Raw genomic sequence first — 23,695 nt, 5'->3', positions numbered from 1 at the left:
CAGCCGTACGGGACGGCGTCGACCGGGTGCGATCAGTGCGATCGACGCGCCCGGCCGCGGCGCCGCTCCCGGTCGGGACAACCGCAGATGAACCGGACAGGGAGTACACAGTGATCGAAGAGACCCTCCTCGAGGCCGAGGAGAAGATGGAGAAGGCCGTCGCCGTCGCCAAGGACGACCTCGCCGCCATCCGTACCGGCCGTGCCCACCCGGCGATGTTCGCCAAGATCGTGGCCGAGTACTACGGCGCCGTGACGCCGATCAACCAGCTGGCCTCCTTCTCCGTGCCGGAGCCGCGGATGGCGGTCGTCTCGCCGTTCGACAAGACCGCGCTGAAGGCGATCGAGCAGGCGATCCGCGACTCCGACCTGGGCGTCAACCCGTCCAACGACGGTTCCATCATCCGGGTGGTGCTGCCGGAGCTCACCGAGGAGCGCCGCCGGGAGTTCATCAAGATCGCCCGGACCAAGGGCGAGGACGCCAAGGTCTCGATCCGCGCCGTGCGCCGCAAGGCCAAGGACGCCATCGACAAGCTGGTCAAGGACGGCGAGGTCGGCGAGGACGACGGTCGTCGTGGGGAGAAGGAGCTCGACGACACCACGGCCAAGTACGTGGCGCAGGTCGACGAGCTGCTGAAGCACAAGGAAGCCGAGCTGCTCGAAGTCTGATGAACGACGCCCCTGACGCCCCTGGCTACTGGGGCCCATCCGACCAGCAGTACCAGCCGTACCGCCCGTACCAGCCTGCGCAGGCACCGAACGCGCCCGCGCAGGCCCACGGCGGCCCGGGTCAGCCGGGCCAACCGGGACAGCCCGCGCAGCCGCACGGGCAGTACGGCGCGGGTGACCCCGGCCACCGAACGGGTCACTCGCAGCAGCCTCCGGTGTACTGGGGCGCCGACGCGGAGGAGACTCAGGTCATGCCTCCCGTACCGGCCGACCCGGGCCCGCAGCCGGCGCCCCCGCCGGGGTCCGACCCCGCCGGGGGACCGGCCCGGGAGGCCGGCCGGCTGAGCGGCCCGCTGTTCCGCGACGAGCAGCCCGGGGCGGCCGAGCCGGGTTCGTCGGAGACGGTCGTGCTGCGCGCGATCACCGACGACGGCCCGCCCGCCCCCGCCGGTGGCCCGTACCCGGGCACCCCGGGATACCCGGACGCCTCGGCGTACCCGGGCGCACCGGGCGCACCGGGCGGTCCGGCGGCGCCCGGCCACCCCGGTGCGCCGGGCGCGCAAGGCTTCCCGGCAGCGCAGGGCTTCCCGGCCGCGCCGGCCCGGCCCGGCCAGCCGGGTCAGCCGGGTCCGGGGCAGCCCCACCCCGTGCCGTCGTCCCACCCAGGGCAGGAGACACCCGTGGCCCAGGCCGACCCGCAGCCTCAGCCGCCGCAGCGCAAGCAGCGCGGCGGCCGCAACCTCCAGGCCGCGATAGGCGTGGGCGTCGGCCTCGGCGCGGTGATCGTGGCCTCGCTGTTCGTCGTCAAGGCACTGTTCCTGGTCGTGGTGATCGCGGCGGTGTCGGTCGGCGTCTGGGAGCTCACCAGCCGGCTGGCCGAGCGCAAGGAGATCAAGGCACCGCTGATCCCGCTGGTCGCGGGCGGCATCGCGATGGTCGCCACCGGCTACTTCTCGGGGATCCAGTGGGCCGCGGCCTCGCTCGCGCTGACCGGGCTGGCGGTGATGGTCTGGCGGATGGCCGAGCCGCCGGAGAACTACCTGCGGGACATAACGGCGGGCATCTTCACCGCCTTCTACGTGCCGTTCCTGGCCACCTTCGTCGCGATGATGCTGGCGGCCGACGACGGCCCGCAGCGGATCGTGCTGTTCCTGATCGTCACCGTCTGCAGTGACACCGGGGCCTACGCGGTGGGCTACAAGTTCGGCCGCACCAAGCTGGCGCCGACGATCAGCCCGGGCAAGACCCGCGAGGGCCTGGCCGGCGGCATCGGCCTGTCGATGCTGGCCGGTGCGCTGCTGATGGAGTTCGTCATCGACGGCGGCAGCTGGTGGCAGGGCCTGATCCTGGGCGGCTGCGCGGCGGTCACCGCGACCCTGGGCGACCTGGGCGAGTCGATGATCAAGCGCGACCTCGGCATCAAGGACATGGGCACGCTGCTGCCCGGCCACGGCGGGATCATGGACCGGCTGGACTCCCTGCTGCCGACCGCCCCGGTGGTCTGGCTGCTGCTGGCGGCCTTCGTCGGCAGCTGAGTCACCGCACCCGTGTGAGGAGGGCCCCGGACGCTCGGCGTCCGGGGCCCTCCGCGGTCTGCGACACTGGAACAACCATGCCTAAGCCCGGAGAACTCACCTTTGTCGCGCCGCGTGGCGCCAAGCCCCCGCGACACCTCGCCGACCTGAGCCCCGCCGAGCGCAAGGAGGCCGTCGCCGAGCTGGGCGAGCAGCCGTTCCGCGCCAAGCAGCTCTCGAACCACTACTTCGGCCGGATGTCGAACGACCCGGCGAGCTGGACGGACATCCCCGCCGCCAGCCGGGAGAAGCTCACCGAGAGCCTGCTGCCCGAGCTGATGTCGGTGGTCCGGCACGTCTCCTGCGACGACGACACCACCCGCAAGACGCTCTGGAAGCTGTTCGACGGCACGCTCGTCGAGTCGGTGCTGATGCGCTACCCGGACCGGGTCACCATGTGCATCAGCTCGCAGGCCGGTTGCGGCATGAACTGCCCGTTCTGCGCCACCGGCCAGGCCGGACTGACCCGCAACCTGTCCACCGCCGAGATCGTCGAGCAGATCGCCGCCGGGATGCGCGCGCTCAAGGCCGGCGAGATCCCCGGCGGCGAGGCCCGGCTCTCCAACGTGGTCTTCATGGGCATGGGCGAGCCGCTGGCCAACTACAACCGGGTGCTGGCCTCGATCCGCCGGCTGACCGACCCGGCGCCGGACGGCTTCGGCCTCTCCCAGCGCGGCATCACGGTCTCCACCGTCGGCCTGGTCCCGGCCATGAACCGGCTCGCCGACGAGGGCCTGAGCTGCCGGCTGGCGCTCTCGCTGCACGCGCCGGACGACGAGCTGCGCGACGAGCTGGTGCCGGTCAACACCCGCTGGAAGGTCGCCGAGGTGCTGGACGCGGCGTGGAACTACGCCGAGAAGTCCGGTCGCCGGATCTCCATCGAGTACGCGCTGATCAAGGACATCAACGACCAGGCGTGGCGGGCGGACCTGCTCGGCCGGCTGATCAAGGGCAAGCGGGTGCACGTGAACCTGATCCCGCTGAACCCGACCCCGGGTTCCAAGTGGACGGCGTCCCGCCCCGAGGACGAGCGCGAGTTCGTCCGCCGGCTCCAGTCGCACGGCGTGCCGACCACCGTCCGCGACACCCGCGGCCAGGAGATCGACGGCGCCTGCGGTCAGCTCGCCGCGGCGGGCTGAGCCACCGCGCGCTTCACCGGCGGGGTCAGCGCAGCCCGGCCGCGGCCAGTGCCGCGGTGGCCCCGCCGGTGACCAGCAGGACGGTCCCGGTCATCAGGGTGCGCAGCACCACCGCGCCGAACAGCAGCCGGGGCGCCGTGCCGAGCCGCAGCAGCGCCTCGGCGACGCCCCGGCGGGCGGTGCGAAGCTCCGCCAGCCGGATCACCACCGCGGCCGCCGCGCAGCCCAGCACCAGGCCGGCCTCGATCGCGGGCAGCAGGTCGGCGCTGCCGGGCGCGCCGAGCCAGTAGCGGACGGTGGTGAGCACCATCGCGAGCGCCAGGGTCAGCACGGCCAGCGGCGGCCCGAGCCGGCGGGCCTGCGCGGTCAGGCCGCGGCCGGCCAGCAGCCGCAGCGGGGTGGGCCGGCCGAGGGCGAGCAGCCGACCGGCCCAGCCGAGCAGCGGGCCGGTGAGCAGCGCGAGGCCGAGCGCGCAGGCGATCCAGCCGCCGAGCGCGGCGGTGCTGGTGCTGCCGAGTCCGGCGGGCAGCCGGATCGGGCGGCCGTCGGCGGCGGCGCCCGGGCGCAGCGCGATCAGTTCCAGGGCGAGGCCGCTGACCGTGAGGCCGATCGGCAGCGCGAGCCGCCACGGGCCGAAGCCGGTGGGCTCGGGCCCGGGGCGGCCGGGCAGGGTCTCGGTGTGCGGGACGGCGCCGGCCGCGGCGAGTCCGGCGGTGAGCGGGACGAGTACGAGCAGGGTGACCGGGGCGGCGGCCGGGAGGGCCACGCCCATGCCGAGTTCGTCGGCGAGCGCGGGCCCGGCGATGTCGTTGCGCAGGAGCAGGAAGAGCAGCAGGGTCAGGGTGGCCCCGACGCCGCAGGCGAGCGCGATCTCGCCGGCGATCAGCGCGCGGATCCGGCCGGCTCCGGCGCCGGCGGTGGTGAGGCCGGTGATCCGCTCGGCCCGCCGGGCCGGGACGGCGCGGGCGGCGACCGCGGCGAACCAGCCGACCGCGGCCAGCGGCGGCAGGCACCAGAGCAGCCGGACCGGGGCGGCGGTGCCGCCGAGCGGGTCGCTCATCGCCCGGCCGAGCGCGCGCAGCAGGAACGCGGCGACGACCGCGCCGGCCAGGGCGGTCAGCAGCCAGCGGCCGAGGTCGAGGACCCGGTAGCCCCGGGCCAGGCGGAGATAGAACACGTCGACTCTTTCAGCGGCCGGCGGCCGGGACGGCGGGGGCCGCGGCCGTTCCCGGGGCGGTGGTGCCGCGCGGCACGGGCGTGACGGGGCCGGTCAGCCGTCCGTCGACGAGGGCGACGGCGCGGTCCGCGTACCGGACGAGCTCGGGGTCGTGGGTGGCCAGCACGAGGGTGAGCTGGTGGGAGCGGGCCGCGCTGGTCAGTATCCGCAGGACCTGGTCGGCGGTCTCGCGGTGCAGCGGGGCGGTCGGGTCGTCGGCGAAGACGACCGGCGGCAGCGGGGCGAGGGCCCGGGCGACGGCGATCCGCTGGCGCTGGCTCTGCACCAGCCGGTCCGGCCGGAGCCTGCCGAGGTCGCCGACGTCGAGGCGTTCCAGCCACTCGTCGGCGGCGGTGTAGGCGGCCTTGCCGCCGGCGCCGGCGAGCAGCAGCGGCAGGGCGACGTTCTCCCGGGCGGTGAGTTCGGGCACCAGGTGCGGTTCGGAGCCGACGAAGCCGAAGCGGTCGCGGCGCAGCCGTTCCCGTCCGGCGCGGCCGAGGGTGTGCACGGGGGCGCTGTTGAACCAGACCTCGCCCTCGTCGACCGGGAGCAGCGCGGAGAGGCAGCCGAGCAGGGTGCTCTTGCCGGAGCCGCGCGGGCCGGTGACGGCGAGCACCTCGCCCTCCCGGACACCGAGGGAGACGCCGCGCAGTGCGGGGGTGCCGTGATGGGACTTGACGATCTCCCGGGCCCACAGCACGTCGTTGTCAGGAGGGGCCGCTGACATGAGGTTCCATCCTGGGTGGCCGCAGGGATATGACAGTCGTCAGATTAGAACGATCGGGCCTGGGCACGGTTGCGGCACACTGGTCCATCTTGGGCAAATCGCCCGCAATCAGGCGTGTTTGATCGCGAAACGGATCCGGAAACCGGCCGCGATCGGGTCGGGATCGGATCCGGGAACCGGCCGGGATCGGGTCGGGAACGAGTCCGGCTCCCGACCGGGTCCGGGTACGCCGCAGGGCGGTCCCGCTTCCCGCGGGGCCGCCCTGCGGCGGAGGGTGGGGAAGGAAAGCCTGTGGTCAGAGCTTCGCCCACGCGTCGGTGAGGCTGGTCCGCAGGATCTGCTCGATCTCGTCGAAGGTCGACTGGTCGGAGATCAGCGGCGGGGCCAGCTGGATGACCGGGTCGCCACGGTCGTCGGCGCGGCAGTACAGGCCGTTGTCGAAGAGCGCCTTCGACAGGAAGCCGTAGAGCACGCGCTCGACCTCGTCGTCGTTGAAGGACTCCTTGGTGACCTTGTCCTTGACGAGCTCGATGCCGTAGAAGTACCCGTTGCCGCGGACGTCGCCGACGATCGGCAGGTCGCGCAGCTTGTTCAGGGTGCCCAGGAAGGCGGCCTCGTTGTCGAGGACCTTCTGGTTGAGGCCCTCGCGCTCGAAGATGTCGAGGTTGGCCAGTGCCACGGCCGAGGAGACCGGGTGGCCGGCGAAGGTGTAGCCGTGCAGGAAGGTGTTGTCACCCTTGTAGAACGGCTCGGCGATGCGGTCCGAGATGATCGTGGCGCCGATCGGGGAGTAGCCCGAGGTCATGCCCTTGGCGCAGGTGATCATGTCCGGCACGTAGCCGAACTTGTCGGCGCCGAACATGGTGCCGAGGCGGCCGAAGGCGCAGATGACCTCGTCCGAGACCAGCAGCACGTCGTGGCGGTCGCAGATCTCGCGCAGGCGCTGGAAGTAGCCGGGCGGCGGCGGGAAGCAGCCACCGGCGTTCTGCACCGGCTCCACGAAGACGGCGGCGACGGTGTCGGCACCCTCGTTGAGGATGGCGACCTCGATCTCGTCGGCGCACCAGCGGCCGTAGGCCTCGGGGTCGACGGTGCCGTCCGGGCCCTCGAGGAAGGCCGGGGCGCGGTAGATGTTGGTGTTCGGGGCCTTGTGGGTGCCCGGCACCAGCGGCTCGAACGGGGCCTTCAGGCCCGGCAGGCCGGTGATGGACAGCGCGCCCTGGGGGGTGCCGTGGTAGGCGACGGCGCGCGAGATGACCTTGTACTTGGTCGGCTTGCCGATCAGCTTGAAGTACTGCTTGGCCAGCTTCCAGGCGGTCTCGACGGCCTCGCCGCCGCCGGTGGAGAAGAAGACCTTGTTGAGGTCGCCCGGGGCGTAGTTGGCCAGGCGCTCGGCCAGCTCGACGGCCTTGGGGTGCGCGTAGCTCCAGATCGGGAAGAACGCGAGTTCCTTGGCCTGCTTGGCGGCCACCTCGGCGAGCTCGGTGCGGCCGTGACCGGCCTGCACGACGAACAGGCCGGCGAGGCCGTCGATGTACTTCCGGCCCTTGTCGTCCCAGATGTAGGTGCCCTCGCCCTTGACGATCGTCGGCACGGGGGAGTTCTCGTACGACGACATGCGGGTGAAGTGCATCCACAGGTGGTCGTAGGCGGTCTTGGAAAGGTCCTTCTGCGCCGGGTCGGCTGTCATCGGGTGCCCCAGGTGTAGGTCTGTTTCCGGAGCTTCAGGTAAACGAAGCTCTCGGTGCTCCGCACGCCGGGAAGCGCGCGGATGCGCTTGTTGATCATTTCGAGCAGGTGCTCGTCGTCCTCGCAGACCAGTTCGGCCAGGAGGTCGAACGAGCCTGCGGTGCAGACGACGTAGTCGACCTCGTCGAGGGCGGCCAGCGCGTCGGCGACGGGCTCGATGTCACCCTCGACCCGGATCCCGACCATCGCCTGGCGGGTGAAGCCGACGGTGAGCGGGTCCGTGACGGCGACGATCTGCATCACGCCCTGGTCGAGCAGCTTCTGGACGCGCTGCCGCACCGCCGCCTCGGACAGGCCGACGGCCTTGCCGATGGCGGCGTACGGGCGGCGCCCGTCCTCCTGGAGCTGCTCGATGATCGCCTTGGAGGCGGCGTCGAGGGGAACGCTGGCGTTCCGGTCGCGGTTGGCCACGCCGCCACTGTGCCCGATCGTTCCCCTGTTCGCAAGCTCGGAAACTGCTGATTTCGTCGTGATCTTGGAAATCGGGTGCGGATTTCATCGTGCGTGCGCCGAAGACCTGTCGATCACGGCAGCCGAACGGTTACCCTGGCCCGGTACCCGCGCGGCCCCGCAGCGCCGCGCGCGTTCCCCCAAACCAGTGGACCGCGGCACTACCTGCCCGGCCACTCGGCGCTCTACGTCGGCCGGTCCGGTCGACGTACCATGGCGCCGGATTCTGCAATGCCGCAGGCCGAGACCGAGGAGAGACCCGTGAGCGACCTTCGCACGCTGCGCAACTACATCAACGGTGAGTTCGTCGACGCGGCGGACGGCCGTACGCTCGACATCGTCGACCCCACCACCGGCGAGGTCTACGCGACGTCCCCGCTGTCCGGTGCCTCCGACGTGGACGCCGCCATGGCCAGCGCCGCGGCCGCCTTCCCGATCTGGCGGGACGCCACCCCGAGCACCCGGCAGAAGCTGCTGCTGAAGATCGCCGACGCGGTCGAGGCCCGTGCCGACGAGCTGGTCGACGCCGAGTGTCGCAACACCGGCAAGCCGCGCGGGCTGACCCTCTCCGAGGAGATCGGCCCGATGGTCGACCAGATCCGGTTCTTCGCCGGTGCCGCCCGCCTGCTGGAGGGCAAGGCCGCCGGTGAGTACATGGACGGCATGACCTCGATCGTCCGCCGCGAGCCGGTCGGCGTCTGCGCCCAGGTCGCGCCGTGGAACTACCCGATGATGATGGCCGTCTGGAAGTTCGCCCCGGCCATCGCCGCGGGCAACACCGTCGTGCTGAAGCCCTCCGACACCACCCCGGCCTCCACCGTGCTGCTGGCCGAGATCATCGGCGGCATCCTGGCCGAGCTGGAGCTGCCGGCCGGCGTCTTCAACGTCATCTGCGGTGACCGCGAGACCGGCAAGCTGATGGTCGAGCACCGCACCCCGGCGATGGCCTCCATCACCGGCTCGGTCCGGGCCGGCATCCAGGTCGCCGAGTCCGCCTCCAAGGACGTCAAGCGCGTCCACCTGGAGCTGGGCGGCAAGGCCCCGGTCGTGGTCTTCGAGGACGCCGACATCGCCGAGGCGGTCGAGGGCATCTCGGTGGCGGGCTTCTTCAACGCCGGCCAGGACTGCACCGCCGCCACCCGCGTGCTGGTGCACGAGTCGATCCACGACGCCTTCGTCGAGGCGCTGGCCAAGGCCGCGGCCGAGACCAAGACCGGCGGCGTGGACGACGAGGACGTGCTGTACGGCCCGCTGAACAACGCCAACCAGCTGAAGCAGGTCGCCGGCTTCGTCGAGCGCCTGCCGGAGCACGCCAAGGTCGAGGCCGGTGGCCACCGGGTCGGCGACAAGGGCTTCTTCTACGCCCCGACCGTCGTCTCGGGCCTGAACCAGGACGACGAGATCATCCAGAACGAGGTCTTCGGCCCGGTCATCACCGTGCAGAAGTTCTCCGACGAGGACCAGGCCGTCGACTACGCCAACGGCGTGGAGTTCGCGCTGGCCTCCTCGGTGTGGACCAAGGACCACGCCCGCGCCATGCGGATGTCGCGCCGCCTGGACTTCGGCTGCGTCTGGATCAACACCCACATCCCGCTGGTCGCCGAGATGCCGCACGGCGGCTTCAAGAAGTCCGGCTACGGCAAGGACCTCTCCGCCTACGGCTTCGAGGACTACACCCGGGTGAAGCACGTCATGACCGCGATCTAGCGGGTCATGACCGTCGGCGCTGTATTACCGCGATCTAGCGGGTCATGACCGTCGGCGCTGTATGACCGCGATCTAGCGGGTCATGACCGTCGGCGCTGTATGACCGCGATCTGATGATTTCTGTTTGATCTGATGGTGGGCCCGGGTCCTGGTGACCCGGGCCCTTCGTCCTTGCACCCTGTCGGCGGATGGCCCGACCGCCTGACAGGATGGACCTCCAAAACGGCGCGGGGACTCCCTAGCCTTGCCGCATGAGCATCCCCACCGCTGACTCAGCCGCCGGCCAGGCCGTCAAGGCAGCCGACCGCGCGCACGTCTTCCACTCGTGGTCCGCCCAGGCGCTGATCGACCCCCTCGCGGTGGCCGGCGCCGAGGGCTCGTACTTCTGGGACTACGACGGCAACCGCTACCTCGACTTCTCCTCCCAGCTGGTCAACACCAACATCGGGCACCAGCACCCGAAGGTGGTCGCGGCGATCCAGGAGCAGGCGGCGAAGCTCTGCACCATCGCGCCCGGCTTCGCGGTCGAGTCGCGCAGCGAGGCCGCCCGGCTGGTCGCCGAGCGCACCCCGGGCGACCTCGACAAGATCTTCTTCACCAACGGCGGCGCCGAGGCCAACGAGAACGCCATCCGGCTGGCCCGGCTGCACACCGGCCGGCAGAAGGTGCTCTCCACCTACCGCTCGTACCACGGCGCCACCGCCAACGCGATCGCCCTCACCGGCGACCCGCGCCGCTGGGCGAACGAGACCGGCGTCTCCGGCGTGGTGCACTTCTGGGGCCCCTACCCCTACCGCTCCAACTTCCACGCCGAGAACGAGGCGCAGGAGTGCGAGCGCGCGCTGGCTCACCTGGAGCAGGTGATCGCCTTCGAGGGCCCGGACACCGTCGCGGCGATCATCCTGGAGACGGTGGTCGGCACCGCCGGCATCCTGGTCCCGCCGCCCGGCTACCTGGCCGGCGTCCGGGAGATCTGCGACCGCCACGGCATCGTCTTCATCCTCGACGAGGTGATGGCCGGGTTCGGCCGCACCGGCGCCTGGTTCGCCGCCGACCACTGGGGCGTCACCCCCGACCTGCTGACCTTCGCCAAGGGCGTCAACTCGGGCTACGTCCCGCTCGGCGGCGTGGCGATCAGCGCGGAGATCGCCGCCACCTTCGCCGAGCGGCCGTTCCCCGGCGGGCTCACCTACTCCGGCCACCCGCTGGCCTGCGCCTCCGCCGTCGCCACCCTCACCACCATGGCGGAGGAGGGCATCGTCGAGAACGCGCGGCACATCGGCGAGACCGTGCTCGGCCCCGGCCTGCGCGAGCTGGCCGAGCGGCACCCGTCCGTCGGCGAGGTCCGCGGCCTCGGCGTCTTCTGGGCGCTCGACCTGGTCAAGGACCGCGCCACCCGCGAGCCGCTGGTGCCGTACAACGCGGCGGGCGCCGCCAACGCGCCGATGGCCGAGCTGGCCGCCGCCTGCAAGCGGCGCGGGCTCTGGCCGTTCGTCAACATGAACCGCTTCCACGTCGTGCCGCCGTGCACGGTGACCGCGGAGGAGGCCAAGACGGGCCTCGCGGTGCTCGACGAGGTGCTGACCCTCACCGACGCGCACACCGTCTGACGGACCGGCGGGCCCCGGGTGCTCCGGTGAGCGCCCGGGGCCCGCCGTCGTCCGTGCCGCCGCCGGGGCCGGTCAGCGCCGGACGGCGTCCAGCGCGAGCAGCGCCACGTGCAGCGAGAGGCAGGACTCCACCTGGTCCAGGTCGACGCCGAGGATCCGCTCCACCTTGTGCAGCCGGTCGTAGAACGAGGGCCGGGACAGGTGCGCGGCGTCCGCCGCCGCCGACTTGTTGCGGCCCTGCTCCAGGTAGATCCGCAGCATCTGGACCAGCTGCGCGTTGTGCTCGGCGTCGTAGGCGAGCAGCGGCCCCAGCTCGCGTTCGACGTAGGTCTGCAGCCGGGTGTCGTCCCGCAGCAGGTGCAGCAGGCCGCGCAGCCGCACGTCCGGCAGCCGGTAGTAGGACGCGGCCCGGCCGCCGGGGGCGTCGTGCAGCGCGGCGTCGGCGACCTGGGTGGCCTCCAGCAGGGTCCGCCGCGCGTCCCGGACCGAGCCGACCGAGGAGCCGACCGCGACCACCGGCGAGGGGGCCGCGGCGTCCCGGGCGGCCTCGGCGGTCAGCCGGCGCAGCGCCGCCGCGAAGGCGTCCAGCGCGGCGTGCTCCTCCTGCTGCGGGCCGAGCGCGATCAGCACCCCGACGCCCTCGTCGTCCAGCGCGCCGACCAGCGCGGACAGCCGGCAGGCGCGGACCGCGCTGGCCGCCAGCTCGGTGAAGTCCCGCAGCCGGGCCTGCGCCTCCAGCGCGGCCGGGATCGGGCCGCGGCGCTGCCGCAGCACCACGCCGACCAGCCGCCGGCCCTCCAGCGGCACGCCGAGCGCCTGCGCGCGCAGCGCCACCTCGGAGACGGTCAGGGCGTGGGTGAGGATGCCGGCGAGCAGGGTGCGGTGGGTCTGCCGCTCCAGGCTCTCCCGGTCGCGGACCACCAGCCGGTTGAGCGCCAGGGCCGAGGCGCCGCGCTCCAGCAGCATGGTGAACGGGTGCGGGCCGCCCTCCGGCGGCGGCCCCGGCTCCTGGACCAGCACCAGCCGCCCCCAGTCCTGGCCGCGGGCGCCGACCGTGGTGACCAGCCAGCCGCTGCGCGGGTCGTGGCCGGTGCGGCCGGGCGGGCGGACCCCGCGCGAGCGGCGCTCCCAGTCCTCCAGCAGCTCGTGCTCGGGCCGGCCGGCCGGATCGTGGGTCAGCACCTGGTGGGCCAGGTTCTCCAGGACGACCGGGGCGCCCGCCAGCCGGGCCACCTGGCGGACCACCTCGGCCGGTTCGGCGCCCTCCACCACCAGCTCGTTGAAGACCTGGTGGATCGCCTCCGAGGTGCGCAACTGCTCCAGCTGGGCGTTGACCACCAGGGCGTGCACGGCCTCGGTGACGGCGACGAAGCGCAGTTCGCGGCGGAGCGCGATCAGCGGCAGCCCGCGCTGCTCGGCGGCGTGCACCAGGGCGCGCGGCAGGGTGTCGAAGTAGCGCCGGCCGTACTCGATGACCAGCCCGGCCACGCCGACCTCGGCCAGCTCGCGGACGTACCGGGCCAGCCCCTCGCGGTCCTCGGGCAGCGCGATGCCGGTGGTCAGCACCAGCTCGCCGCCCTGCAGCATGCCGGCGACGTCGGGCAGTTCGCTGACGTGCACCCAGCGGACCGGGCGTTCCAGGTGGGCGGCTCCGGCGATCACCTGGGGCAGGCCGCGCCGCATCACCTCCAGGTCCAGGACACGGGCGACGGTGGGGAGCATCGGGTGCCTCCAGGTTCAGAGTGTCAGGTGAATCATCCATCCCGGCGACGACCTGTTGCCCTACTGGGGTCTTTGCACTCTGTAAGGCGCTTCGCGGCGAGGTTGTCGCAGTGACCCTTGTCACGCCCTGACCTGATTGGGCATGGTCAGCGGACCCCCCTCGCCTGTCGCGCTCGCGGCACCACCGGGGATGATCAAGGACGTCGCCGGGCGGACGAATCCACCGGGCACTTGGAGGAAGCAGATGGACCTGACCGACTTCGCCGCCGGCGCGCAGTACATCGGCGGCCGCCAGGGCCCGGGCCGCGGCGAGCCCTTCCAGGTCGTCAACCCGGCCGACGGCAGCACACTCGAACGGATCACCCTCGCCGGCACCGACCAGGTCGACGAGGCCGTCGCCGCCGCCCGCGCCGCCCTGCCGGAGTGGGCCGGCGCCACCCCCGGCGCCCGCTCCGAGGCGCTCACCCGGCTGGCCGCCGTCCTCACCGACGCCGCCGCCGACCTCGCCCGGGTGGAGACCGCGCAGACCGGCAAGCCGATCAAGCTCTCCACCGAGTTCGACGTCCCCGGCACGATCGACAACACCGCCTTCTTCGCCGGCGCCGCCCGCCACCTGGAGGGCCGGGCGGCCGGCGAGTACTCCGGCGACCACACCTCCTACGTGCGGCGCGAGCCGATCGGCGTGGTCGGCTCGATCTCCCCGTGGAACTACCCGCTGCAGATGGCCGCCTGGAAGGTCCTCCCGGCGATCGCCGCGGGCAACACCATCGTCCTCAAGCCCGCCGAGCTCACCCCGCTCACCTCGCTGATGTTCGCCCGCGCCTGCACCCTGGCCGGGATCCCGGACGGCGTCGTCAACGTGGTCACCGGCGCCGGCCGCACCGCCGGCGAACACCTGGTCGCCCACCCCGGCGTCGCCATGGTCTCCTTCACCGGCTCCACCCCGGTCGGCCGGCGGGTCGCCGAACTCGCCACCGCCACCGTCAAGCGCACCCACCTGGAACTCGGCGGCAAGGCCCCGTTCGTGGTCTTCGACGACGCCGACCTGGACACCGCCGTGCACGGCGCGGTCGCCGCCTCGCTGATCAACGGCGGCCAGGACTGCACCGCCGCCACCCGCGCCTACGTCCAGCGCCCGCTCTACGACGCCTTCGTCGCCGGGGTCGCCGAGCTGTACCGGACCGTCCGGATCGGCGACCCGCTGAACCCGGCCACCGACCTCGGCCCGCTGGTCTCCTTCACCCACCGCGACCGGGTGGCCGGCTTCGTCGACCGCGCCCGCGCCGCCGGCGCCACCGTCGTCACCGGCGGCACCCCCGCCACCCGCGGCCACGACGGCACCGACCTCACCCGCGGCGCCTACCACCCGCCCACCCTGATCACCGGCGCCGCCCAGGACAGCGAGGTCGTCCAGGGCGAGATCTTCGGCCCCGTCCTCGTCGTGCTGCCCTTCGACACCGACGACGAGGGCCTGCGACTGGCCAATGACACCCCCTACGGCCTGGCCGCCTCCGCCTGGACCGGCAACGTGCACCGCTCGCTGCGCGCCACCCGCGAACTCGCGGCCGGCTGCGTCTGGGTCAACGACCACATCCCGATCATCAGCGAGATGCCGCACGGCGGCTACAAGGCCTCCGGCTACGGCAAGGACATGTCCCAGTACTCGCTCGACGAGTACACCCAGGTCAAGCACGTCATGTTCGACACCACCGCGGTGGCCCGCAAGGACTGGCACCGCACCGTCTTCGGAGACAGATAACCCCGCCGGGGTGACCCCCACACCCCCTCCCGCACCCCAGGAGCCCCTTCCATGGCGTTCAACGAGCTCACCGACGGCCTGCCGGAACCGGTCCGCAAGGCCTGGGAACGCAGCCTGACCAGCGGCCGGGCCGCGCTGAGCCGGCGCAACGTGCTGCGCGCCGCCGCGCTCACCGCCGGCGCCGGCACCCTGGCCGCCTGCGGCATCCCGCCGGCCCGGACCACCGGCACCGGTGACTCCACCGCCAACGCCGCCAAGGACCTCTCGGACAGCGAGAAGGAGGTGAACTTCTCCAACTGGCCGCTCTACATCGACACCGACGAGAACGACAAGGAGAAGCACGGCACCCTCGACGCCTTCACCGCCGCCACCGGCATCAAGGTCCGCTACACCGAGGACGTCAACGACAACGTCGAGTTCTTCGGCAAGGTCAAGCCGCAGCTCGCGGCCGGCCAGGACACCGGCCGCGACCTCGTCGTGCTCACCGACTGGATGGCCGCCCGGCTGATCCGGCTCGGCTGGGCGCAGAAGCTCACCCCGGCCAACGTCACCACCGCCATCACCACCGTCGACTCCCGCTTCCGCGCCCCCGACTGGGACCCGGGCCGGCTCTACTCCTACCCCTGGGCCGGCATCCAGACCGTCATCGCCTACAACAGGAAGGCCACCAAGGGGAAGGCGGTCACCAGCGTCTCCCAGCTGCTCGACGACCCCGAGCTCAAGGGCCGGGTCACCTTCCTCTCCGAGATGCGCGACAGCGTCGGCATCACCCTGCTCGACCAGGGCAAGGACCCGGCGAAGTTCACCGCCGACGACTACGACGCCGCCATCGCCCGGCTGCAGAAGGCCGTCGACAACAAGCAGATCCGCCGCTTCACCGGCAACGACTACGGCCAGGAGCTCTCCTCCGGCGACATCGCCGCCTGCGTCGCCTGGGGCGGCGACCTCATCCAGCTGCGCGCCGACAACCCGGACATCGAGTTCGCCGTCCCGGAGAAGGGCTACGTCGTCTCCACCGACAACCTGCTGGTCCCGGCCAAGGCCCAGCACAAGGCCAACGCCGAGAAGCTGATCGACTTCTACTACCAGCCGAAGATCGCGGCGCAGCTGGTCGCCGGCATCGGCTACGTCTCCGCGGTCGCCGGCATGGCGGAGGAACTCGCCGCCCTCGCCCCCGACACCGCGGCCAACCCGCTGGTCGTCCCCACCCCCGAGATGACGGCCAAGGCGCGCGCCTTCCGCAGCCTCACCGAGGCCGAGGAGAGCTCCTTCGAGGAGAAGTTCTCCAAGCTCATCGGCGCCTGACCCCCCGACGGCCGCGCACCAGCGAGAAGCAGAGAGACCCCCCATGACAGACCAGCTGCGCACCCCGGCCGGCGGCGACGTCCGCCTCACCGGCATCGGCAAGACCTACGGCTCCTTCACCGCCGTCCACCCGCTCGACCTGACCGTCCCCCAAGGCTCCTTCTTCGCCCTGCTCGGCGCCTCCGGCTGCGGCAAGACCACCACCCTGCGCATGATCGCCGGACTGGAGGAGCCCACCACCGGCACCGTGCTGATCGGCGGCCAGGACGTCACCCGGCTGCCCCCGTACAAGCGCCCGGTCAACACCGTCTTCCAGAGCTACGCGCTCTTCCCGCACCTCGACATCTTCGAGAACGTCGCCTTCGGCCTGCGCCGGCGCGGCCGCAAGGACGTCCGGAAGCCGGTCGAGGAGATGCTGGAACTGGTCGAACTCGGCCAGTACGCCCGGCGCAAGCCGCACCAGCTCTCCGGCGGGCAGCAGCAGCGCGTCGCCGTCGCCCGCGCCCTCATCAACCACCCGCAGGTGCTGCTCCTCGACGAGCCGCTCGGCGCCCTCGACCTCAAGCTCCGCCGCCAGATGCAGCTGGAGCTCAAGCGGATCCAGACCGAGGTCGGCATCACCTTCGTGCACGTCACCCACGACCAGGAGGAGGCCATGACGATGGCCGACACCATCGCGGTGATGAACGGCGGACGGGTCGAACAGCTCGGCGCCCCCGCCGAGCTCTACGAGAACCCCGCCACCACCTTCGTGGCCAACTTCCTCGGCCAGTCCAACCTGCTGCCCGCCGAGGTCACCGGCAACGCCGGCGCGGACCTGCTGCTCACCGCCGGCGGCGCCCGGCTCACCGTCCCCCGCGCCCGCTGCGCCACCGCCGCCGGCCGGGTCCACCTCGGTGTCCGGCCGGAGAAGATCACCATCGCGCACGGCTCCGCCGAGGTCGCCGAGGGCCGCAACCGGCTCGCCGGCACCGTCCTCGACTCCAGCTTCATCGGCGTCTCCACCCAGTACCTGGTGCGCACCGACGGCGGCCAGGAGGTCACCGTCTTCGAGCAGAACATGGAGCGCGACGACCGGATCGTCCCCGGCGCCCCCGTCGTCCTGCACTGGAACCCGGCCCACTCCTTCGCCCTGGACGCCACCCAGGCGATCGACGCGGGCACCGGGGAGGCCGCCGCATGACCACCACCACCCCGGCGGCCCCGCCGCAGGCCGCCCCCGCCACCGGGGCGGCGCCCCGGCCCCGGCGCAGACTCACCCCGTACTGGCTGCTGCTGCCCGGCATCGCCTGGCTGGTCGTCTTCTTCGCGGTGCCGATGGTCTACCAGGCCTCCACCTCGCTGCAGACCGGCTCGCTGGAGGACGGCTTCCGGGTCACCTGGCACGTCGCCACCTACTGGGACGCCCTCACCGAGTACAAGTGGCACTTCGTCCGGTCCTTCGGCTACGCCGCCACCGCGACCGTGCTCTGCCTGGTCATCGGCTACCCGCTGGCGTACACCATCGCCTTCAAGGCGAGCCGGCGCTGGCGCAACGTCATCCTGATCCTGGTGATCGCGCCGTTCTTCACCAGCTTCCTGATCCGCACCCTGGCCTGGAAGACCATCCTCTCGGACGGCGGCCCGGTGGTCGGCGCGCTCGACGCCCTGCACGTCCTGGACGTCACCAGCGCGCTCGGCCTCACCGAGGGCGACCGGGTGCTCGCCACCCCGCTCGCCGTGGTCTGCGGCCTCACCTACAACTTCCTGCCGTTCATGATCCTGCCGCTCTACACCTCGCTGGAGCGGATCGACCCCCGGCTGCACGAGGCCGCCGGCGACCTCTACGCCCGCCCGTTCACCACCTTCCGCAAGGTGACCTTCCCGATCTCGCTGCCCGGGGTGGTCGCCGGCACCCTGCTCACCTTCATCCCGGCCTCCGGCGACTACATCAACGCCCAGCTGCTGGGCTCGCCGAGCGAGCAGATGGTCGGCAACGGCATCCAGAAGCAGTTCCTGAACGTGCTCGACTACCCCACCGCGGCCGCGTTGAGCTTCATCCTGATGGCCCTGATCCTGGGCATCGTGACGGTCTACATGCGCAAGGCCGGGACGGAGGAACTCGTCTGATGTCCCGGATTACCGCCTGGATCCGCCGCAACCTGGTGGTGCTGGCCGGCCTGCTGGCCCTCGCCTACCTGGTGCTCCCCAACCTGGTCGTGCTCGCCTTCTCGTTCAACAAGCCGGCCGGCAAGTTCAACTACGCGTGGAACGAGTTCTCCACCGACGCCTGGACCGACCCCTGCGGCGTCGCCGAGATGTGCCAGTCGCTCTCGCTCAGCCTGCAGATCGCGGTCGCCGCCACCGTCGGCGCCACCGTCCTCGGCACCATGGTCGCCTTCGCGCTGGCCCGCTACCGCTTCCGCGGCAAGGGCGCCACCAGCGCGATGATCTTCCTGCCGATGGCGATGCCCGAGGTGGTGATGGCCGCCTCGCTCGGCACGCTCTTCCTCAACATGCGCATCCCGTTCGGGTTCACCACCATCCTCATCGCGCACATCATGTTCTGCCTCAGCTTCGTCGTGACGGCGGTCAAGGCCCGCGTGATGAGCATGGACCCCCGGCTCGAACAGGCCGCCCAGGACCTCTACGCGACCCCCGTCCAGACCTTCCTGCGGGTCACCCTGCCGCTCGCCGCGCCCGGCATCGCGGCCGGCGCGCTGCTCAGCTTCGCGCTCTCCTTCGACGACTTCATCATCACCCAGTTCAACTCCGGGCCGACCACCGTCACCTTCCCGATGTTCGTCTGGGGCGCCTCCCAGCGCGGCATCCCGGTCCAGGTGAACGTCATAGGCACCGCGATGTTCATCGCCGCCGTCGCGCTCACCGTGGTCGGCCAGTGGCTCGGCAACCGCCGCAAGGCAGTCGCCTGACGGAAGCTTCTTCGTACCGTTCTATGTGCAGAAAGTGGCTGATAATGCATGGACTCCGCCCGCGCGCTCGCTGACGCCCGGCCCACCCCCTACTGGCTGGAGGACCCCGGCCGGCCCGCCGCCCAGCCCGCGCTGACCGGCCCCACCACCTGCGACCTGCTGGTCGTCGGCGGCGGCTACTCCGGCCTCTGGACCGCCCTCCTCGCCAAGGAACGCGACCCCGCCCTCGACGTCGTCCTGGTCGAGGGACAGGAAGTCGGCTGGGCCGCGTCCGGACGCAACGGCGGATTCTGCGCCGCCAGCCTCACCCACGGCTTCGGCAACGGCCTGCAGCGCTGGCCCGTCGAACTCGACCGGCTGGAACGCCTCGGTGCCGCCAACCTCGACGGCATCGAGGCCACCCTCCAGCGCTACGGCATCGACGCCGAATGGGAACGGACCGGCGAGATCGACGTCGCCACCCAGCCCCACCAGCTTGACGAGCTCCACGAACTCGCCGAAGCCGTCGCCGCCCACGGCCTCGACTCCGGCCTCACCGTGCTCGACGCCGACGCGGTCCGCGCCCAGGTCGACTCGCCGACCTTCCTCGGCGGCCTCCTGGACAAGGACGGCGTGGCCATGGTCCACCCCGCCAAGCTCGCCTGGGGCCTCAAGGCCGCCTGCCTCGCCCTCGGCGTCCGCGTCCACGAACACACCCCCGCGCTCGACCTCGGCCGGGACGGCACCGGCCTGACCGTCCGCACCCCGCACGGCCGGATCCGGGCCGGCCGGGTCGCGCTCGGCACCAACGCCTTCCCCTCCCTGCTGCGCCGGGTCCGCCCGTACGTCGTCCCGGTCTACGACTACGCGCTGATGACCGAACCGCTCACCGCCGACCAGCTCGCCGCCATCGGCTGGCGCGGCCGACAGGGCCTCAGCGACAGCGCCAACAAGTTCCACTACTTCCGGCTCACCGCCGACAACCGGATCCTCTGGGGCGGCTACGACGCCGTCTACCACTTCGGCGGACACGTCCGCCGCTCCTACGACCAGCGGCCGCAGACCTTCCGGACGCTCGCCCGGAACTTCGCCCACTGCTTCCCGCAGCTGGCCGACGTCCGCTTCACCAACGCCTGGGGCGGCGCGATCGACACCTGCAGCCGGTTCTCCGCCTTCTTCGACACCGCCTACGACGGCCGGGTCGCCTACGCCGCCGGGTACACCGGCCTCGGCGTCGGCGCCACCCGCTTCGGCGCCCAGGTGATGCTCGACCTGCTCGCGGGGGAGCGCACCGAACGCACCGAACTGGAGATGGTCCGCAGCAAGCCGCTGCCGTTCCCGCCCGAACCGGTCCGCTGGGCCGGCATCGGGATCACCACCCGCTCGCTCGAACACGCCGACCGCACCGGCGGCCGGCGCAACCTCTGGCTGCGCACCCTCGACCGGCTGGGGCTCGGCTTCGACAGCTGACCCCGGCACCGGGATGGTGCCCCGTTCCCGCTATCCGGGTGAACCCGTGTAAGAGGGACCCGCCGTCCGCCTCTCGTTGGTGACGGCGGGTCCCAGCGTGTCCCGCCGCGCCACCGCAGGCACCGACGCGCAGGAACGGGGACAGCACATGGACACCACCGGACTGGACTGGCTCGCCCAGGCGGCACCCGACCCGGAGGCCTTCCGCGACCAGTGGGAACGCACCGGCCTCGGCCTGATGCTGCTCCCGGCCGGGCGGCACTGGGACGTCCTCTCCGTCCCCGGCCGGCTCGGCCGCCCGGCCGTCGACCTCCTCGGCCCCGCCGCCCGCGGGCCGGTGCTCGCCGACTTCGGGGACGGCCACATCGGCTTCCTGGTCCCCGTCGGCACCGCCGCCCGCTGGATCGGCACCGGCGTGCGCTGCGCCGGGGAGGGCACCTGGATCGTCGTCCCGCACCCCGGCCGGCGCAGCCGGGGCGTGCGCTGGCTCGTCCCGCCCGACGGCTCCGGACGGCTCAACGACCCCGTCGTCCTCGAACTCGCCCTGCACGAGGCGGCCGCCGGGCTCGGCGACTGGTGAACCCCGGCGCCGGCACCGGACGCCCGGGCCCGGTCGGGAGCCGGCCCGCGGGGCGGGCGGGGGAGGGGCGTGCGGCGGGAGGAGCGCGCCGGATCGGCGGGGCGCGCCGGACGGGATGGGCGCGCCAGACTGGAGGGGTGACCACCGTCCCGGACGCCCTCGACCCGTCCCTCCGCCCGGACCCGGTCCAGCTGCGCCTCGTCGAACTGGCCCGGCCCGGCTGCGACCGGCACGGCCTCGCCCTCGCCGGCGGGCACGCCCTGCGCGCCCACGGCGTCCGGGCCTGCGCCCAGGACGGGCTCACCCTGGTCGCCGGCGGCGGCACCGACCTGCCGCTGGCCGCCGCCGACCTGGCCGCCGCCTACCGGGCGGCGGGCAGCGGGGTCACCGATCGGCCCGGCACGCCCCGCCTGGAGCAGCTCTCGATCCGGCTCACCCTGGGCGGCCGCACGCACACCGTCGAACTGCGCAAGGAACCGCTCGGCCACCGCCCGGTCCGCGTCGACCTCGGCACCGCCGAATCCCCGCTGCCGGTGACCGCCGTCGCGCTGGAGGACGCCGCCGCCCTGGCCACCGCGCTGCTCGTCGACCGCGCGCTGCCCCGCGACCTCGTCGACGTGCACGCGCTCACCGGCTGCTACCGCGAGGGCGAGCTGCTGGCCCTGGCGGTGGCGCTGGACGCCGAGTTCCAGCCCACCGCGCTCGCCGAACGGCTGGAGATCCTGGCCGAGGCCGCCGACGGCCGGTTCCGGGCCCGGGGCTTCCCCGCCGGGGAGGTCGAGGAGCTCAAACGGTGGGCGCTGGCCTGGGCGCAGGACCTCCGGCTGGACCTGCTGGAGACCCAGGAGGCGGCGGACGGTCTGCACGACCCGTACCTGGAGGACCTGGAGGACCTGGAGGACCAGGAGGGCCGAGAGGAGGCCTGACCGGCCCGCCAGGTCCTGTTCCGGCATGTGATTGTCCGGATATTCGTCCGGAGAAGCGTCTGGACAGCGCATCCGCCCTACGACCTGTAAGGCTGCCTCCTTGATCCCCGTCAGCCTGTTCGTTGAGGCGGCCGGGACCCGCCAGCAGACTGGACCGTGAGCGTGAGAACACCGCCGCCCCGTCCACGCGCGGGCGGCGCGACACCAGGGACCGGTGGCGTCAGGCCGCCCGGACTTCGGAGGCAGACGGACCTTGAGCAAGCACATCACCCACTGGATCGGCGGCCGATCGGTTGCCACCGCCGGCGCCGCGCCCCGCCGCGGCGACATCTTCGACCCGGCGACCGGCCGGATCACGGGCCAGGTCGACTTCGCGGAGACCACAGAGGTCGACCAGGCCGTGGCCGCGGCCGTCTCGGCCTTCGGCGACTGGCGGAACGCCTCGGTCGCCAAGCGCACGGCGGTGCTCTTCGCCTTCCGCGAGCTGCTCAACAACCGCAAGGACGAGCTGGCGTCGATCATCGTCGCCGAGCACGGCAAGGTGCACACCGACGCGCTCGGCGAGATCGGGCGCGGGCTCGAGGTCGTCGAGTACGCCTGCGGCATCCCGCAGCTGCTCATGGGCGGCTTCACCGAGCAGGCCTCCACCGGCATCGACGTCTACTCGATCCGCCAGCCGCTCGGCCCGGTCGCGATCATCTCGCCGTTCAACTTCCCGGCCATGGTGCCGATGTGGTTCTTCCCGATCGCCATCGCGGCCGGCAACAGCGTGGTCCTCAAGCCGTCCGAGAAGGACCCGTCCGCCAGCCTCTTCCTCGCCGAGCTGTGGAAGGAGGCCGGGCTGCCGGACGGCGTCTTCAACGTCGTGCACGGTGACAAGGTCGCCGTCGACCGCCTGCTGGAGCACCCCGACATCAAGTCGGTCAGCTTCGTCGGCTCCACCCCGATCGCCCGGTACGTCTACGAGACCGGCACCCGCTACGGCAAGCGCATCCAGGCCCTCGGCGGCGCCAAGAACCACATGCTGGTCCTGCCCGACGCCGACCTCGACCTGACCGCCGACGCCGCCGTCAACGCCGGCTTCGGCTCGGCCGGCGAGCGCTGCATGGCCGTCTCCGTGCTGGTCGCGGTCGACCCGATCGGTGACGAGCTGGTCGAGAAGGTCAAGAAGCGGATGGCCGACCTCACCGTCGGCCCCGGCGCCATGACCGAGTCCGAGATGGGTCCGCTGGTGACCGGCCAGCACCGGGACAAGGTGACTTCCTACGTCGAGTCCGGCCTCGCCGACGGCGCCGAGCTCGTCGTCGACGGCCGGAAGCACCCGATCACCTCCGAGGACCACACCGGCGAGCCGACCGCGGAGGGCTTCTGGCTCGGCCCCACGCTGTTCGACCACGTGAAGCCCGGCATGTCCGTCTACAACGACGAGATCTTCGGCCCGGTCCTCGCGGTGGTGCGCGTCGCCTCCTACCAGGAGGGCCTGGAGCTCATCAACGCCAACCCGTACGGCAACGGCACCGCGATCTTCACCAACGACGGCGGCGCCGCCCGGCGCTTCCAGTACGAGGTCGAGGCCGGAATGATCGGTATCAACGTGCCGATCCCGGTCCCCGTCGCCTACTACTCCTTCGGCGGCTGGAAGTCCTCGCTGTTCGGCGACTCCCACGCGTACGGCCGGGACGGCGTGCACTTCTTCACCCGGGGCAAGGCGGTCACCCAGCGCTGGCTGGACCCCTCGCACGGCGGCATCAACCTGGGCTTCCCGACCAACAACTGATCGGACGGACCCCTGCTCCGCTCCCTCGGTCCCTTCCGTAGGCCGGCCCGCGCACCCGCGGGCCGGCCTACGGCCTGTCCGGGGCGTTTGCCTTCGCCTCAGAATGGGCGTAGTGTTCTCTAGTCGCTCGGCTGGGAGCACCGGACACGCATCTGCGCGGACGGTCCCGGAGTGGCCAATCCTCTTCTTGGAAAATCATCTAGTCCCCTGTGCGGGGCTTATTTGCTATTCCCTTTTTCAGGATTGCGGCCGGATTCGCTTTTCGGAGCGGGGTTCGGCTAGAGTTTGGAACGTCGGACGGGGCGTCAAGCCGCAGAAGACACCAGCGAGTTGGATGAAGGAAGCGCCGGGAACGGCACGGAAAACATCTGATAAGCTGGGAACACGAAAGAACGAAGCGCCCGGAGGGCCGGTGTGAAAGCCGC

General features: G+C 72.1%; 19 protein-coding genes. 14 read left to right on the top strand and 5 right to left on the bottom strand.

Annotation, left to right across the window (positions count from 1 at the left end):
• The first annotated feature begins 110 nt into the window (after nucleotides 1-110).
• The 3 genes from frr (at nucleotide 111) to rlmN (ending at nucleotide 3,381) form a co-directional block, all read left to right on the top strand.
• Nucleotides 111-668: a ribosome recycling factor gene (gene frr, locus AB0N76_RS12215; protein WP_363555983.1), complete on the top strand. Its 558-nt coding sequence runs from the start codon at nucleotides 111-113 to the stop codon at nucleotides 666-668.
• Between the two features lie 251 nt (nucleotides 669-919).
• Entirely contained in the window at nucleotides 920-2,203 is a 1,284-nt protein-coding gene (locus tag AB0N76_RS12210) for a phosphatidate cytidylyltransferase (protein ID WP_363555981.1), read from the top strand.
• Nucleotides 2,204-2,280: 77 nt separating this feature from the next.
• Nucleotides 2,281-3,381 carry a 23S rRNA (adenine(2503)-C(2))-methyltransferase RlmN gene (rlmN, locus tag AB0N76_RS12205; RefSeq protein ID WP_363555979.1) on the top strand — a complete coding sequence of 367 codons (1,101 nt, stop codon included), beginning with the start codon at nucleotides 2,281-2,283 and terminating at the stop codon, nucleotides 3,379-3,381.
• Nucleotides 3,382-3,406: 25 nt separating this feature from the next.
• On the opposite strand, the gene AB0N76_RS12200 is transcribed toward rlmN, so the two are convergent.
• The 4 genes from AB0N76_RS12200 to AB0N76_RS12185 all read right to left on the bottom strand — a co-directional run bounded on the left by AB0N76_RS12200 (nucleotide 3,407) and on the right by AB0N76_RS12185 (nucleotide 7,484).
• The gene (locus tag AB0N76_RS12200) at nucleotides 3,407-4,558 is read right to left on the bottom strand and encodes a hypothetical protein (protein WP_363555977.1); all 1,152 of its coding nucleotides are present in this window, start codon (nucleotides 4,556-4,558) and stop codon (nucleotides 3,407-3,409) included.
• A 10-nt stretch (nucleotides 4,559-4,568) separates the two neighbouring features.
• Nucleotides 4,569-5,324, bottom strand: coding sequence for an ATP-binding cassette domain-containing protein (locus tag AB0N76_RS12195; RefSeq protein WP_363555975.1), 756 nt, complete (start codon nucleotides 5,322-5,324; stop codon nucleotides 4,569-4,571).
• A 295-nt stretch (nucleotides 5,325-5,619) separates the two neighbouring features.
• On the bottom strand, nucleotides 5,620-7,014 hold the full coding sequence (locus AB0N76_RS12190; RefSeq protein WP_363555973.1) for an aspartate aminotransferase family protein: 1,395 nt from the start codon (nucleotides 7,012-7,014) through the stop codon (nucleotides 5,620-5,622).
• Nucleotides 7,011-7,484, bottom strand: coding sequence for an Lrp/AsnC family transcriptional regulator (locus AB0N76_RS12185; RefSeq protein ID WP_030306695.1), 474 nt, complete (start codon nucleotides 7,482-7,484; stop codon nucleotides 7,011-7,013). The genes AB0N76_RS12190 and AB0N76_RS12185 overlap by 4 nt, the downstream gene beginning before the upstream one ends.
• Before the next feature lie 270 nt (nucleotides 7,485-7,754).
• On the opposite strand from AB0N76_RS12185, the gene AB0N76_RS12180 reads away from it, so the two are divergent.
• Together AB0N76_RS12180 and AB0N76_RS12175 are read left to right on the top strand one after the other, a co-directional pair.
• Complete coding sequence (locus AB0N76_RS12180) at nucleotides 7,755-9,230, top strand: gamma-aminobutyraldehyde dehydrogenase (RefSeq protein ID WP_363555971.1); 1,476 nt, start codon at nucleotides 7,755-7,757, stop codon at nucleotides 9,228-9,230.
• Between the two features lie 251 nt (nucleotides 9,231-9,481).
• A complete protein-coding gene (locus AB0N76_RS12175) occupies nucleotides 9,482-10,840 on the top strand; it encodes an aspartate aminotransferase family protein (RefSeq protein WP_363555969.1) in 1,359 nt (452 codons plus the stop codon).
• 72 nt (nucleotides 10,841-10,912) lie between these two features.
• On the opposite strand, the gene AB0N76_RS12170 is transcribed toward AB0N76_RS12175, so the two are convergent.
• A complete protein-coding gene (locus AB0N76_RS12170; RefSeq protein WP_363555967.1) occupies nucleotides 10,913-12,562 on the bottom strand; it encodes a PucR family transcriptional regulator in 1,650 nt (549 codons plus the stop codon).
• A gap of 244 nt (nucleotides 12,563-12,806) precedes the next feature.
• Here AB0N76_RS12170 and AB0N76_RS12165 point away from each other — a divergent pair, with 244 nt between their 5' ends.
• The 9 genes from AB0N76_RS12165 to AB0N76_RS12125 all read left to right on the top strand — a co-directional run bounded on the left by AB0N76_RS12165 (nucleotide 12,807) and on the right by AB0N76_RS12125 (nucleotide 23,270).
• On the top strand, nucleotides 12,807-14,321 hold the full coding sequence (locus AB0N76_RS12165; protein ID WP_363555965.1) for a gamma-aminobutyraldehyde dehydrogenase: 1,515 nt from the start codon (nucleotides 12,807-12,809) through the stop codon (nucleotides 14,319-14,321).
• A gap of 51 nt (nucleotides 14,322-14,372) precedes the next feature.
• Nucleotides 14,373-15,626, top strand: coding sequence for a spermidine/putrescine ABC transporter substrate-binding protein (locus AB0N76_RS12160; protein ID WP_363555963.1), 1,254 nt, complete (start codon nucleotides 14,373-14,375; stop codon nucleotides 15,624-15,626).
• A 43-nt stretch (nucleotides 15,627-15,669) separates the two neighbouring features.
• Nucleotides 15,670-16,809: an ABC transporter ATP-binding protein gene (locus AB0N76_RS12155; protein ID WP_363555961.1), complete on the top strand. Its 1,140-nt coding sequence runs from the start codon at nucleotides 15,670-15,672 to the stop codon at nucleotides 16,807-16,809.
• Entirely contained in the window at nucleotides 16,806-17,735 is a 930-nt protein-coding gene (locus AB0N76_RS12150; RefSeq protein WP_363555959.1) for an ABC transporter permease, read from the top strand. Before AB0N76_RS12155 ends, AB0N76_RS12150 begins: the two co-directional genes overlap by 4 nt.
• Nucleotides 17,735-18,538 (top strand): ABC transporter permease, encoded by an 804-nt coding sequence (locus AB0N76_RS12145; RefSeq protein WP_363555957.1) that lies wholly within the window; start codon nucleotides 17,735-17,737, stop codon nucleotides 18,536-18,538. The genes AB0N76_RS12150 and AB0N76_RS12145 overlap by 1 nt, the downstream gene beginning before the upstream one ends.
• A 48-nt stretch (nucleotides 18,539-18,586) precedes the next feature.
• Nucleotides 18,587-19,987, top strand: a complete 1,401-nt coding sequence (locus AB0N76_RS12140; protein ID WP_363555955.1) for an FAD-binding oxidoreductase — start codon at nucleotides 18,587-18,589, stop codon at nucleotides 19,985-19,987.
• A gap of 148 nt (nucleotides 19,988-20,135) precedes the next feature.
• A complete protein-coding gene (locus AB0N76_RS12135) occupies nucleotides 20,136-20,567 on the top strand; it encodes a hypothetical protein (RefSeq protein WP_363555953.1) in 432 nt (143 codons plus the stop codon).
• 137 nt (nucleotides 20,568-20,704) lie between these two features.
• Nucleotides 20,705-21,493 (top strand): hypothetical protein, encoded by a 789-nt coding sequence (locus AB0N76_RS12130; protein ID WP_363555951.1) that lies wholly within the window; start codon nucleotides 20,705-20,707, stop codon nucleotides 21,491-21,493.
• Nucleotides 21,494-21,746: 253 nt separating this feature from the next.
• Nucleotides 21,747-23,270: a CoA-acylating methylmalonate-semialdehyde dehydrogenase gene (locus tag AB0N76_RS12125; protein ID WP_363555949.1), complete on the top strand. Its 1,524-nt coding sequence runs from the start codon at nucleotides 21,747-21,749 to the stop codon at nucleotides 23,268-23,270.
• Nucleotides 23,271-23,695: the final 425 nt, after the last annotated feature.

The sequence above is a fragment of the Kitasatospora sp. NPDC093806 genome, from assembly GCF_040683335.1.
Classification (GTDB): Bacteria; Actinomycetota; Actinomycetes; order Streptomycetales; family Streptomycetaceae; genus Kitasatospora.
Note: the sequence above shows the minus strand (reverse complement) of the source record. Positions and strands in the feature narration are given on the sequence as shown.

Excerpts from the sequence above, each read along its gene's own strand:
- AB0N76_RS12210 (WP_363555981.1), top strand. The coding sequence starts at position 920 with ATGCCTCCCGTACCGGCCGACCCGGGCCCGCAGCCGGCGCCCCCGCCG.
- rlmN (WP_363555979.1), top strand. The coding sequence starts at position 2,281 with ATGCCTAAGCCCGGAGAACTCACCTTTGTCGCGCCGCGTGGCGCCAAG.
- AB0N76_RS12195 (WP_363555975.1), bottom strand. The coding sequence starts at position 5,324 with ATGTCAGCGGCCCCTCCTGACAACGACGTGCTGTGGGCCCGGGAGATC.
- AB0N76_RS12190 (WP_363555973.1), bottom strand. The coding sequence starts at position 7,014 with ATGACAGCCGACCCGGCGCAGAAGGACCTTTCCAAGACCGCCTACGAC.
- AB0N76_RS12180 (WP_363555971.1), top strand. The coding sequence starts at position 7,755 with ATGCCGCAGGCCGAGACCGAGGAGAGACCCGTGAGCGACCTTCGCACG.
- AB0N76_RS12175 (WP_363555969.1), top strand. The coding sequence starts at position 9,482 with ATGAGCATCCCCACCGCTGACTCAGCCGCCGGCCAGGCCGTCAAGGCA.
- AB0N76_RS12170 (WP_363555967.1), bottom strand. The coding sequence starts at position 12,562 with ATGCTCCCCACCGTCGCCCGTGTCCTGGACCTGGAGGTGATGCGGCGC.
- AB0N76_RS12165 (WP_363555965.1), top strand. The coding sequence starts at position 12,807 with ATGGACCTGACCGACTTCGCCGCCGGCGCGCAGTACATCGGCGGCCGC.
- AB0N76_RS12160 (WP_363555963.1), top strand. The coding sequence starts at position 14,373 with ATGGCGTTCAACGAGCTCACCGACGGCCTGCCGGAACCGGTCCGCAAG.
- AB0N76_RS12155 (WP_363555961.1), top strand. The coding sequence starts at position 15,670 with ATGACAGACCAGCTGCGCACCCCGGCCGGCGGCGACGTCCGCCTCACC.
- AB0N76_RS12150 (WP_363555959.1), top strand. The coding sequence starts at position 16,806 with ATGACCACCACCACCCCGGCGGCCCCGCCGCAGGCCGCCCCCGCCACC.
- AB0N76_RS12145 (WP_363555957.1), top strand. The coding sequence starts at position 17,735 with ATGTCCCGGATTACCGCCTGGATCCGCCGCAACCTGGTGGTGCTGGCC.
- AB0N76_RS12140 (WP_363555955.1), top strand. The coding sequence starts at position 18,587 with ATGGACTCCGCCCGCGCGCTCGCTGACGCCCGGCCCACCCCCTACTGG.
- AB0N76_RS12135 (WP_363555953.1), top strand. The coding sequence starts at position 20,136 with ATGGACACCACCGGACTGGACTGGCTCGCCCAGGCGGCACCCGACCCG.